The 11,821-nt window shown below is 70.8% G+C and carries 9 protein-coding genes; 4 read left to right on the top strand and 5 right to left on the bottom strand.

The window, feature by feature from the left end:
* Positions 1-49 precede the first annotated feature (49 nt).
* Together LZ604_RS05605 and LZ604_RS05610 are read left to right on the top strand one after the other, a co-directional pair.
* On the top strand, positions 50-1,087 hold the full coding sequence (locus LZ604_RS05605) for an endonuclease/exonuclease/phosphatase family protein (protein ID WP_234513046.1): 1,038 nt from the start codon (positions 50-52) through the stop codon (positions 1,085-1,087).
* Positions 1,088-1,323: 236 nt separating this feature from the next.
* On the top strand, positions 1,324-2,544 hold the full coding sequence (locus tag LZ604_RS05610; RefSeq protein ID WP_234513048.1) for an MFS transporter: 1,221 nt from the start codon (positions 1,324-1,326) through the stop codon (positions 2,542-2,544).
* A gap of 199 nt (positions 2,545-2,743) precedes the next feature.
* Here LZ604_RS05610 and LZ604_RS05615 read toward each other — a convergent pair whose 3' ends face one another.
* The 4 genes from LZ604_RS05615 to LZ604_RS05630 form a co-directional block, all read right to left on the bottom strand.
* Positions 2,744-4,498, bottom strand: a complete 1,755-nt coding sequence (locus tag LZ604_RS05615) for an NAD+ synthase (RefSeq protein ID WP_234513049.1) — start codon at positions 4,496-4,498, stop codon at positions 2,744-2,746.
* Positions 4,499-4,698: 200 nt separating this feature from the next.
* On the bottom strand, positions 4,699-6,639 hold the full coding sequence (locus LZ604_RS05620) for a S53 family peptidase (protein WP_234513050.1): 1,941 nt from the start codon (positions 6,637-6,639) through the stop codon (positions 4,699-4,701).
* A gap of 280 nt (positions 6,640-6,919) precedes the next feature.
* Positions 6,920-7,543 (bottom strand): DUF305 domain-containing protein, encoded by a 624-nt coding sequence (locus tag LZ604_RS05625; RefSeq protein ID WP_234513051.1) that lies wholly within the window; start codon positions 7,541-7,543, stop codon positions 6,920-6,922.
* Positions 7,540-8,223 carry a thioredoxin-like domain-containing protein gene (locus tag LZ604_RS05630; protein ID WP_234513052.1) on the bottom strand — a complete coding sequence of 228 codons (684 nt, stop codon included), beginning with the start codon at positions 8,221-8,223 and terminating at the stop codon, positions 7,540-7,542. Before LZ604_RS05630 ends, LZ604_RS05625 begins: the two co-directional genes overlap by 4 nt.
* A 154-nt stretch (positions 8,224-8,377) precedes the next feature.
* On the opposite strand from LZ604_RS05630, the gene LZ604_RS05635 reads away from it, so the two are divergent.
* A complete protein-coding gene (locus LZ604_RS05635) occupies positions 8,378-8,812 on the top strand; it encodes an RrF2 family transcriptional regulator (protein WP_234513053.1) in 435 nt (144 codons plus the stop codon).
* Positions 8,813-8,834: 22 nt separating this feature from the next.
* Here LZ604_RS05635 and LZ604_RS05640 read toward each other — a convergent pair whose 3' ends face one another.
* Entirely contained in the window at positions 8,835-10,016 is a 1,182-nt protein-coding gene (locus LZ604_RS05640; protein ID WP_234513054.1) for a globin domain-containing protein, read from the bottom strand.
* A 309-nt stretch (positions 10,017-10,325) separates the two neighbouring features.
* Between LZ604_RS05640 and glnA2 the strand changes: the two genes are divergently transcribed.
* The gene (glnA2, locus tag LZ604_RS05645; RefSeq protein ID WP_234513056.1) at positions 10,326-11,687 is read left to right on the top strand and encodes a gamma-glutamylpolyamine synthetase GlnA2; all 1,362 of its coding nucleotides are present in this window, start codon (positions 10,326-10,328) and stop codon (positions 11,685-11,687) included.
* Positions 11,688-11,821 lie beyond the last annotated feature (134 nt).

Genomic DNA, 11,821 nt, shown 5'->3' on the forward strand with positions numbered 1-11,821 from the left:
GTCGTAACCCGGGGGACGACGGTATGCACGGCAAGGTGTGAGGCGACGTATGGCGCAGGCGTACATGACGGAGACGGGCAGCGGCGGCACGGGTCCCCGCCGCCCAGGATTCCGGCTCCGGCGCCTCGTCCAGAGACTGCGCGGCGACCGCGGCATCTGGCGCCGCGGCATCGTGACGGCCGCGCTCGCGCTCCTCCTCGCGCTGGTGATGCTGCTGCACGCGCAGATCCCCAATGCCGTCGGCAACCTCGGCAGTCTCAGCGAGACCTTCCTGCCCTGGCTCGGTGTCGTCGGCATCCCGCTGCTGCTGATCCTCGCGCTGGTACGGAAGTCGGCGACCGCGCTGATCGCCATGGTGGTGCCGGTGACGGTCTGGCTCAACCTCTTCGGTGGGCTGCTCGGCGACAAGACCGGCAGTGGCGGCGATCTGACCGTCGCCACGCACAATGTCAACGCCGAAAACCCCGACCCCTCCGGCACGGCTCGCGACGTCGCCGCCTCGGGGGCGGACGTGCTCGCCCTGGAGGAGCTCAAGGCGTCCGAGGTCCCGGTCTACGAGCGGGCGCTGGCGCCGGTGTACAAGTACCACTCGGTGCAGGGCACGGTCGGCCTGTGGAGCAAGTACCCGCTCGGCGGGGTGAAGGCCGTGGACATCAAACTGGGCTGGACACGTGCGATGCGGGCCACCGTGGACACGCCCCAGGGGCAGATCGCCGTCTACGTCGCCCACATGCCCTCGGTGCGCGTCAAGCTGGCGGCCGGGTTCACCGCGCGCCAGCGCGACACCAGCGCGGACGCGCTCGGCGAGGCCATCGTCCATGAGCAGCTGGACAAGGTGATCCTGCTCGGGGACCTCAACGGCACCATGAACGACCGTGCCCTCAACGAGGTCACCTCGCAGATGCGCTCCACGCAGGGCGCGGCGGGCAGCGGCTTCGGGTTCAGCTGGCCGGCGTCGTTCCCGATGGCGCGGATCGACCAGATCATGGTCCGGGGTGTGGAGCCGATGAGCTCGTGGACCCTGCCGCGCACGGGGAGCGACCATCTGCCGGTCGCGGCCCGTGTGAAGGTCGGCACCGGGTCGTAGAGGCACCGGGCCTCTGGCGTGGGGCCTTGTGGCACGAGCTCTTGCGGTGGGCCCCGGGACATGGGGCCGTAAGACATGGGTCTGTAACACATGGGTCTGTAACACATGGGTCTGTAAGACATGGGTCTGTAAGACATGGGGTCTTAACCCGCAGGAATACTTGACGTGAGAGACTTTGTTCCGTACTTGAACATACTGACGTCCCCGGTACGGAACTCCGCTCTGAAAGGTCCCTCATGCCCCTGGCCCTGCTCGCCCTCGCCGTGGGCGCCTTCGGCATCGGCACCACCGAGTTCGTGATGATGGGCCTGCTGCCCGATGTCGCGGACGACCTGCACATATCCATCCCCACCGCCGGGCACCTGGTCTCGGCGTACGCGCTGGGCGTGGTGATCGGCGCGCCGCTGCTGGCCGCGCTCACCGCCCGGCTGTCCCGCCGCACGGTCCTCATCGGCCTGATGGCCCTGTTCGTCGTCGGCAACGCGCTGTCCGCGCTCGCGCCCGGCTACGACTGGCTGCTGGCCGCCCGCTTCCTCAGCGGACTGCCGCACGGTGCCTTCTTCGGCGTCGGCGCGGTCGTCGCGACCGGTCTGGTCACCCCCGAGCGCAAGGCCCGCTCGGTCTCGCTGATGTTCATGGGCCTCACGGTCGCCAACATCGCCGGCGTGCCGGTGGCCACCCTGATGGGCCAGCACCTGGGGTGGCGGGCGACGTTCCTCGGCGTCAGCGCGATCGGCGTGGCGGCGATCGTGTCGCTCTCCCTCCTGATCCCGCGCGACCACACCCACGCCCCGGCCGGCGGCCTGAGGGGCGAGCTGGCCGCCCTGCGTTCCCTGCCGGTCTGGCTGGCGCTGGGCACGACGGTGGCCGGCTTCGGCGCGCTGTTCGCGGCGTACAGCTACATCGCGCCGATGCTGACGGACGCGGCGGGCTACGCGGACGCCAGCGTGACCCTGCTCCTGGCTCTGTTCGGCGTGGGCGCGACGATCGGCAATCTGGTGGGTGGCCGCCTCGCGGACCACTCGCTGCGGGGAACCCTCTTCGGCGGCCTGATCGCGCTCGCGGCGGTGCTGGGGCTGTTCCCGCTGCTGATGAACGCCGAGTGGAGCGCGGCCCTGGCCGTGGCGCTGCTGGGCACGGCGGCGTTCGTCACCGGCTCCCCGTTGCAGCTCATGGTCATGGAGAAGGCGTCCGCCGCCCCTTCCCTGGCGTCCTCGGCCAACCAGGCGGCCTTCAACCTGGCCAACGCGGGCGGCGCCTGGATCGGCGGCCTGGCCCTGGCCGCGGGCCTCGGCGTCACCTCCCCGGCGCTCACGGGTGCGGGCCTGGCGGTGCTGGGCCTCGCGGTGGCGGCAGTCGCGTATGCCGTGGACCGTGGCCGGAGTGCCCCGCGGCCCGCCCGGGAGCGGCTGGTGGCGACGCATGTCCCTGAGCACGCCGAGAGCGTGCGCGGCTGAGGCGCGAGCCAGGCGGGCCGGGCCCCGGGGCCGTTGAGGCCGCAGCGGAGTCCGGGGCGGCAGCCCCAGGCCATGGCGGGCGGCAGTCACCGGACCACGGCCCGACGGCAGTCACCGGGCCACGGCCCGACGGCAGCCACCGGGCCACGGCCCGTCGCACCGGGGACGCCGTATGGACCACGGCGCCCCCGGCGGAGCGTCACGCGTGCTCGCGCCAGCGGTTCGTGATCGGCAGACGGCGGTCCTTGCCGAAGCCCTTCGCCGAGATCTTCGTGCCCGGCGGGTACTGCCGGCGCTTGTACTCCGCCGTGTCGACCATGCGCAGCGTCTTCACCACCAGGTCGCGGTCGAAGCCCGCCGCCACGATGGCGTCCGCGCCCTGGTCCCGGTCCACGTACAGATCCAGGATCGCGTCCAGGACCGGATAGTCGGGCAGCGAGTCCGTGTCGACCTGTCCCGGGCGCAGCTCCGCACTCGGCGGCTTCGTGATCGAGTTCTCCGGGATCGGCGGCGTCTGGCCCCGCTCCGCCGCCGCGCGGTTGCGCCACCGCGCGAGCTGGAAGATCGACGTCTTGTACACGTCCTTGATCGGGCCGTACGCGCCCACCGAGTCGCCGTACAGCGTGGAGTAGCCCACCGCCAGCTCCGACTTGTTGCCGGGCGCCAGCACGATGTGGCCCTCCTGGTTGGAGATCGCCATCAGCAGCGTGCCGCGCAGCCGGGACTGGAGGTTCTCCTCCGCCAGGCCGGTCAGCCCCAGTGCGTCCATGTAGGCGGCGAACATCGGCTCGATGGGGACGGTACGGAAGTGCAGGCCCGTGCGCCGGGCCAGCTCCGCCGCGTCGTCCCTGGAGTGCCCGGAGGAGTACTTGGAGGGCATGGAGACCCCGTACACGTTCTCCGCGCCCACCGCGTCGCACGCGATCGCCGCGACCAGCGCCGAGTCGATACCGCCCGAGAGACCGATGAGGACGGACCGGAAGCCGTTCTTCGTCACGTACGCCCGCAGGCCCGTCACCAGCGCCGAGTAGATCTCCTCGTCGTCCTCGAGCCGGTCCGCGTACCCGCCCGTCAGCTCGGGCTCGTACGGCGGCAGCGGCTCCTCGGACAGCACCAGGCGGTCGATGCGCAGCCCGTCGTCGACCACACCCTCGGGCGCGTCAGGCTGCGCAGCCGGCAGATCGAGGTCCAGGACCACGCAGCCCTCGACGAACTGCGGCGCCCGCGCGATCACCTCGCCGTCGGGGCCGACCACGATCGAGTCCCCGTCGAAGACCAGCTCGTCCTGTCCGCCCATCATGGCGATGTAGGCGGTGGTGCAGCCGGCCTCCTGCGCCCGCTTGCGCACCAGCTCCAGGCGCGTGTCGTCCTTCTCCCGCTCGTACGGCGAGGCGTTGATCGAGAGCAGCAGCCCGGCCTTGGCGGTGCGTGCGGCCGGCACGCGGCCGCCGTCCTGCCAGAGGTCCTCGCAGATGGCGAGGGCGACGTCGATCCCGTGCAGCCGCACCACGGGCATCGTGTCGCCGGGCACGAAGTAGCGGAACTCGTCGAAGACGCCGTAGTTGGGCAGGTGGTGCTTGGCGAAGGTGAGGACGACCTCGCCGCGGTGCAGCACCGCCGCCGCGTCCTGAGGGGCGCCGGCCGGCTGGCCGTACTTCGGCTGGGCGGTCTCGGAGCGGTCCAGATAGCCGACGATCACCGGCAGCTCCCCGAGGCCCTCGCCGGCCAGACGCGCGGCGAGGTCCGTCAGGGCCGTGCGCGAGGCCTCGACGAACGACGACCGCAGGGCCAGGTCTTCGACCGGATATCCGGTCAGCGCCATCTCCGGAAACGCCACCAGATGCGCCCCCTGGTCGGCGGAGTGCCGGGTCCAGCGGACGATCGCCTCGGCGTTCCGGGCGATGTCTCCGACGGTCGAGTCGATCTGATTCAGGGCGAGGCGTAGTTGAGGCACGTGCCCAGTGTAATCGTCAAAGCGACGCAATGGGGTGTGGCCCAGCCCACGCGGCCGACGGCAGGCAGCCGGGGCGCCCCGTCTCGTACCCATCCCCGTGGTTGACGATCCCGTCGTGTCGATCCCGGGCGCACACGCACGTGCGCCCGCCCCCCGACGAGGGGGACGGGCGCGACGCGGTCACCGAGAGGTTCCGCCGGTCAGGGGCGGCGCCACGAGTCGACGTAGCCCGGGGCGGGCGAGCCCACGCCGGTCACGTCGTCGTAGCCCTTCACGGCCTTCAGGGAGCTGTCCTTGCCCAGGCTGCGCACGGAGGTGTTGAGACCGCCGCTCGCGTCCAGGCCGTTGACGAAGTCGACACGCGCCACGGCGAGGCCGGAGCCCGTCGGGTTGTCCGTGACGTCGTGGAACGACTTCGAGCCGTACTTGGCGTAGATCGCCGGGTTGGCGAAGCCGATCGCCTTGCCGCCCTGCGCCTGCTGCGCCAGGGCCTGGACGGCCGCGATCACCGGCGCGGCGAGCGAGGTGCCGCCGATCCGGTACTCGCTGTACTGCTGCGACCCGTCCGGGAAGGTCTGCGTCTGGCCGACCAGGAAACCGGTGTTGGGGTCGGCGATCGCCGCGATGTCCGGGACGACACGGTTGCCCGCGGCGTTGTTCGCCGTGGCCAGCGCGTTCGGGACGACGCCCTTCTGGTAGTACGGCTGCGGCACGGTCTTGCTGGTGCCGCCGCCCGCGCCCGAGGTGAAGGCGCCGGGGAAGTTCACCCAGCTCTTGCCGTCCGCGGACAGCGCGGCCTTCTCGGTGCCCCAGCCGGTCTCCCACAGGTACTTGTCGCCCTTGCCGACCGCCAGCGAGGTGCCGCCGACCGCGGTCACCCACGCCGAGTTGGCCGGGGTGTCGACCTGCTTCGTCCCGGTGTTGGCGACCTCGTCGCCGTTGTCGCCGGAGGAGAAGTAGAAGCCGATGCCCTGCACCGCGCCGAACTGGAAGACCTGGTCGTAGGCGGCCGCCAGGTCCGGCGTCTGGTTGGCCTCGATGTCGCCCCAGGAGTTGGAGACGATGTCGGCCAGGTGGTTGTCGACGATCTTGCCGAGCGAGTCGAGCAGGTCGTCGTCGTAGCAGGAGGCGGCGCCGACGTAGGTGATGTTCGCGGCGGGGGCGACCGCGTGCACGGCCTCGACGTCGAGGGTCTCCTCGCCGTACCAGCCGGCGGCCCCGCACTCCTTGGTCTTCGTGTAGCCGTCCGGCAGCACCTGGCGCAGCTGGCTGGTGGTGTAGGCGGCGTCGCCGTGCTTGTTCGCGTAGCTGGCCGCGTCGAAGGCGATGGTCGGCGAGGCGTAGGCGTCGGTGATGGCGATCCTGACGCCCTTGCCCGTGTACGTCCCGGCGCCGTACGCGGCTCGCAGCTGCTTGCCGGTGTAGCCCTGGACGGCGTACGGGATCTTGGTGCCGTACGCGTCCGGCAGCGTCGTGGCGGTGTTCGAGCCGAAGTACGAGGAGAACGGCCCCGAGTTCTTGAACACGGCGTCCGGCGGCGGCAGCTGGTCGTGGTGGCTCGCCTTGTGCGGGGCGTTGTCCAGGCCGGTGACGGTCAGCACCGCGCCCTTGAGGGCCTCGGGCGCGGAGGCCGTCTTCGACGGCGCCCGGTAGGTCTTCGAGCCCTTGGCGTAGTTGTGCAGCTGGGTGCCGAACGCCTTCTCGGCGGCGGCCACGTCACCCGTGACGGCGACGTAGTGCTGCGTGACCGCGGTGACCGTGAGGCCCGCGGACTTCAGCCACGACTTGACCGCGCTGACCTGGGCCTTGGTCGCGCCGAAACGCGCCTGCGTCTGCTTGGCGTTGAGGTACTTGCCGTACAGCGGCGAGCTCGGGTCGGAGACGGCCTTCGCGTAGGCGGCCAGGCCGGCGGCGTCGCGGCCGGCGAGGTAGACGCGGGCCGAGACCTGGGCGCTGTTCGAGGCAGCGCCCTTGTCCGCCTTGGCCGTGGCCCACGCGGGCTTGGTGCCCGCGAGCGAGGCCCGGCCGGGGTTGTCCGCGGCGTGCGCCGCGGGAATGCCGAGCGCCAGTGCGCCGGTGAGCAGCGGCAGTGTCGCTGCCAAGCTCACTCCGGCGCGCGCCTTGGCGCGGTTGGATCTCATAGAACCCCCTGGATGCGGTTCGTCGCATGGAGTGGTCGGTCGGTGACCCGCGTAGAACATCGCGCGGTAACGGCGCGGTGAATGGATCACACGATCGGGGCCACTCTCCCGGTGAACGGTTCATGCCAGGGGAATGAAGAGGTCAAGAAGAAGCCAAGTGGCTGGCAGTAGGGGGCATTTGACCCGGTTTCGGCAACTCCCGTTGATTGCAGGAAGGTTGCGATCGTCGCGGCTTCCTTGCGGCGGCCTGCGGCCCCCTCATGGCGCAGCGGCGAGACTCCTAGTCGCGCGGCTTGGCGCCCCGCTCCTTGAGCATCGTCGCCATCAGCTCGATCTCCGACTGCTGTGCGTCGACCATGCCCTGTGCGAGCTTCTTCTCCACGCCCACCGTGCACTTGGCGACACAGCCCTCGGCCATGTGGATGCCGCCCCTGTGGTGGTCGGTCATCATCTGCAGGTAGAGGATCTCGGCCTGCTTGCCCTGCAGCGTGTTCAGCTTCCTCAGCTCGGTGTCGGTGGCCATGCCCGGCATCAGCGCGCCGTCCTCGCCCGAGGCCATGTCGCCCATGCCCATCCACGTCATCGGCGGATCGGCGGACACCTTCGGCAGTCCCCACAGATCGAGCCAGCCGAGCAGCATGCCGCGCTGGTTGGCCTGCGTCTGTGCGATGTCGTACGCGAGCCGGCGGACCTCCTCGTTCCGCGTGCGGTCGCGCACGATGTACGACATCTCCACGGCCTGCTGGTGGTGCACCGCCATGTCGCGCGCGAAGCCCGCGTCCGCGGAGTCGGCGGTGGGCGCCTTCGTCGTGGGCCCCGTGTCCTCGGCGACCGCGTAGGTGATCGCCCCGGCCGCGACGAGCGCGGCCGCCGCGGCCCCGGCGATCCAGCCGATATGCCTCACTGGCCCAGCCCGTTCGTGCAGGCCGCGCCCGGTTCGGGCGTCTGGGCGCCCTGGACGAACTCGGCGAGGAACTTGTCGACGTTCGGGTCGCTCGCGCTCGTCACCGTGCGCTGGTGGGCCCAGGCGGAGAGCATGATCGGGTCCTTCTGGTCCTCGACGGGGCTCATCAGCGTGTACGGCGTCTTCCTGACCTTGGCGGCGAGCGCGTCGACGTCGGCCTTGGCCGCCTTGCTGTTGTACGTCACCCAGACCGCGCCGTGCTCCAGCGAGTGCACGGCGTTCATGCTGTCGACCGGCTTGGTGTAGACGTCGCCGTTGCAGTTCTGCCACACCGGGTGGTGGTCGCCGCCGACCGGGGGCTCCATGGGGTACGACACGGTCTTCGTGGTGTGGGTGCGGCCCAGAGTGCCCTTCCATGTCCTGACGCCGTCCGCGCCGGTGACGAAGTGGCCCGGGCTCTTGGCGTGGCTCGCCCCCTTGGCGTCGCTCGCCGCGGCGGCCTTGTCGCCGGTCTGCGACTGGATGAGGACGACACCGCCGACGACCAGGCCGCCGACGACGACCGCACTGGCCGCGATCGTGAGGATCCGGTTGCGCCGCTGCCGGGCGCGCTCTGCGCGACGCATCTCCTCTATCCGGGCCTTGCGGTCGGCGGAGCCGGTCTTGTTGGCGGAGCCCATGGCCAGTCCTTTTGGAGAGGGGGGAGGACGTTCGGAACCGCTGATCGTAGTGGGCGGGGACGGCGCGGACGTAGGCCGGACACGCCAATGACCGAAGAAGCGGCTTTCGTTCCGTTAATTTGAAGACCAGATGCACATTATTTACGCTGAAGGCATGCGGCTGTTGCGCTCCACCGACCTCGCGCTGCGCGTCCTGATGCGGCTCGCCGTCACCGGCGGGTCCAGCCCCACGACCCGGGAGGTCGCGGCGGCCATGGATGTGCCCTACACGCACGCCGCCAAGGTCGTCGCCGAACTCCAGCACATGGGTCTGCTCGATGCGCGCCGCGGCCGGGGCGGCGGGCTCGCGCTCACCGAGGCGGGCCGCACGGCGTCCGTCGGCGCGATCGTGCGCGCCTTCGAGGGGGAGGGCGACGTCGTCGACTGCGAGGGAGCCACACCGTGCCCCCTGCACACCGGATGCCGGCTGCGGGGTGCGCTGCGCCGGGCCCAGGAGGCGTTCTTCGCCGCGCTGGACCCGGTGACGGTGGAGGACGTGGTGGCGGCACCGACGGGGCCCCTGCTGCTGGGCATCTCCCGGAAGCCCTAGCCCTGCGGGACCCCGCGGCCCCTCAGTCCTGGGCCAGCCAGAGGTCCGGCCCGAACACCTCGTAGTGGATGTCGGCGGGCGCCACGCCCTTCTCGATGAGCTGGGCGCGCGCCGCCCGCATGAAGGGCAGCGGACCGCACAGGTATGCGTGCGTGCCGGGCGCGACCGCCACCGCCGAGAGGTCGGCACGGCCGGTGTGCGCGGTCTCGGGGGCGTCCTGCTCGTACCAGAAGTGCACGTCGGCGTCCGGGAGCTTCGCGGCGAAGCCCTCCTGATCGGCGCGCAGGGCGTGCGCGGCGGGGGAGCGGTCCGCGTGCACGACCGTGACCGGGGCGGTGTGGCCGATGTGGGCGAGCTGCTCCAGCATGGCGATCATCGGGGTCACGCCGATACCGGCGGAGGCGAGCAGCAGGGGCGCGTCGGTGGCGTCCAGGGCGAGGTCGCCGTACGGGGCGGACAGCTCCAGGGTGTCGTTCTCGTGCACGCGCGCGTGGAGGTGGCCGGAGACCTCGCCGTCGGGGGCCGTGTCGCCCTGCACCCGCTTGACGCTGATCTGCCGCAGCGGCGAGCCGGGGGCGGCCGAGAGGCTGTACTGGCGTATCTGCCGGGCGCCGTCGGGGAGTTCGACGCGGACGGATACGTACTGGCCGGGGCGGAAGTCCGGGACCGGACCGTCGTCGGCCGGGCGCAGCTGGAAGGTGGCGACGTCCGCGGTCTCCTCCACGCGTCCGGCGACCGTCCAGGTCCGCCAGCCGGTCTGCCCGCTCGCCGCGTAGAGCCGCTTCTCGATCGCGATCAGCGCGTTCGCCATCAGCCAGTAGACCTCGTCCCAGGCGGCCGCGACCTCAGGGGTGACCGCGTCGCCGAGGATCTCCACGATGGCCGCGAAGAGGTGCTGGTGGACGACCTTGTACTGCTCGGGCGTCACGCCCAGTGCGGCGTGCTTGTGGGCGATGCGGTGCAGCATCACGTCGGGCCGCCGGTCCGGGTGCTCCACGAGCAACGAGGCGAAGGCGGCGATCGAGCCCGCCAGCGCCTGCCGCTGGGTGCCGGCCGCCTGGTTGCCGCGGTTGAAGAGGTCGCGCAGCAGCTCCGGGTGCTCCGCGAACAGCCCCGCGTAGAAGCGCTCGGTGATCTCGCCGAGAGCGGCGCCGACGGCGGGAAGGGTGGCGCGGACGGTGGCGGCGGACTGTTCGGACAGCATCGGCACTCCTTACGCGGGGGATGGGCGGCCTTTCGGCCGGCATCACGGTAATAAAACTTGCATCTGAGATGCAAATTTTAGTGGGGAACCCGGATGAGGCCGGCCATTACAGATGGGCCGACGAACAGGCAAGATGGGCGGCAGAGCGGAACACCCGCCGTAGTGAGGCGTTCGGTCCCGGATCGGCCGGCCGATCATGGTCCGCAACGCGCACGAAACGCTGTTGTGGTGGGATGCTCAGGTGCCCGACCGTCTCCCCCGCGGCACCGGGGGCAGGCGGCCTGACCAGCAAGGATGGGGAAGCGGAAGATGGACAAGCAGCAGGAGTTCGTGCTCCGGACATTGGAGGAGCGCGACATCCGTTTCGTACGCCTGTGGTTCACGGACGTGCTGGGCTTCCTCAAGTCCGTGGCCGTGGCGCCCGCCGAACTGGAACAGGCCTTCGACGAGGGCATCGGCTTCGACGGCTCCGCGATCGAGGGCTTCGCGCGCGTCTACGAGTCCGACATGATCGCCAAGCCGGACCCGTCGACGTTCCAGGTCCTGCCCTGGCGCGCCGAGGCCCCGGGCACGGCCCGTATGTTCTGCGACATCCTCATGCCGGACGGCTCCCCGTCCTTCGCGGACCCGCGCTACGTCCTCAAGCGCGCCCTGGCCCGCGCCTCCGACCTGGGCTTCACCTTCTACACCCACCCGGAGATCGAGTTCTTCCTGCTGAAGGACCGCCCCCTCGACGGCAGCCGCCCCACCCCGGCCGACAACTCCGGCTACTTCGACCACACCCCGCAGAACGTCGGCATGGACTTCCGCCGCCAGGCGATCACGATGCTGGAGTCCATGGGCATCTCGGTCGAGTTCTCCCACCACGAGGGCGCCCCGGGCCAGCAGGAGATCGACCTGCGCTACGCGGACGCGCTCTCCACGGCCGACAACATCATGACGTTCCGCCTGGTCATGAAGCAGGTGGCGCTGGAGCAGGGCGTCCAGGCGACGTTCATGCCGAAGCCGTTCTCGGAGCACCCCGGCTCCGGCATGCATACGCACCTGTCCCTCTTCGAGGGCGACCGCAACGCGTTCTACGAGTCGGGCGCCGAGTACCAGCTGTCGAAGGTCGGCCGCTCCTTCATCGCGGGTCTGCTGCGCCATGCGGCGGAGATCTCGGCGGTCACCAACCAGTGGGTGAACTCCTACAAGCGCATCTGGGGCGGCTCCGAGCGCACCGCGGGCGCGGGCGGAGAGGCGCCGTCGTACATCTGCTGGGGCCACAACAACCGCTCCGCCCTGGTCCGCGTCCCGATGTACAAGCCGGGCAAGACCGGCTCGGCACGGGTCGAGGTCCGCTCGCTCGACTCGGGCGCCAACCCGTACCTGGCCTACGCGCTCCTGCTGGCGGCCGGCCTGAAGGGCATCGAGGAGGGCTACGAGCTGCCGCCGGGCGCCGAGGACGACGTGTGGGCGCTCACGGACGCCGAGCGCAGGGCGATGGGCATCGAGCCCCTCCCGCAGAACCTCGGCGAGGCGCTCGCCCTGATGCAGCGCAGCGACCTCGTCGCCGAGACCCTGGGCGAACACGTCTTCGACTTCTTCCTGCGCAACAAGAAGCAGGAGTGGGAGGAGTACCGCTCGGAGGTCACGGCATTCGAGCTGCGCAAGAACCTGCCGGTGCTGTAGCCGCAGGTCAGGGCTGTTTGGTGGGTGCTCTCGCATCCTGGGTCGATGGCCGGGCAGGCCGTCGGCCCAGGATGTCCGGTCGCCGGGGCCGTCGGTGGGCCGTCATGGTGCAGCGGCCTCCGGAATCACCTCAG

Origin of the sequence: Streptomyces glomeratus (genome assembly GCF_021462825.1) — a bacterium.
Lineage (GTDB): Bacteria > Actinomycetota > Actinomycetes > Streptomycetales > Streptomycetaceae > Streptomyces > Streptomyces glomeratus.

Coding starts and splice junctions, on each gene's coding strand:
- glnA2 (WP_234513056.1), top strand. CDS start 10,326: ATGGACAAGCAGCAGGAGTTCGTGCTCCGGACATTGGAGGAGCGCGAC.
- LZ604_RS05605 (WP_234513046.1), top strand. CDS start 50: ATGGCGCAGGCGTACATGACGGAGACGGGCAGCGGCGGCACGGGTCCC.
- LZ604_RS05620 (WP_234513050.1), bottom strand. CDS start 6,639: ATGAGATCCAACCGCGCCAAGGCGCGCGCCGGAGTGAGCTTGGCAGCG.
- LZ604_RS05635 (WP_234513053.1), top strand. CDS start 8,378: ATGCGGCTGTTGCGCTCCACCGACCTCGCGCTGCGCGTCCTGATGCGG.
- LZ604_RS05630 (WP_234513052.1), bottom strand. CDS start 8,223: ATGGGCTCCGCCAACAAGACCGGCTCCGCCGACCGCAAGGCCCGGATA.
- LZ604_RS05610 (WP_234513048.1), top strand. CDS start 1,324: ATGCCCCTGGCCCTGCTCGCCCTCGCCGTGGGCGCCTTCGGCATCGGC.
- LZ604_RS05640 (WP_234513054.1), bottom strand. CDS start 10,016: ATGCTGTCCGAACAGTCCGCCGCCACCGTCCGCGCCACCCTTCCCGCC.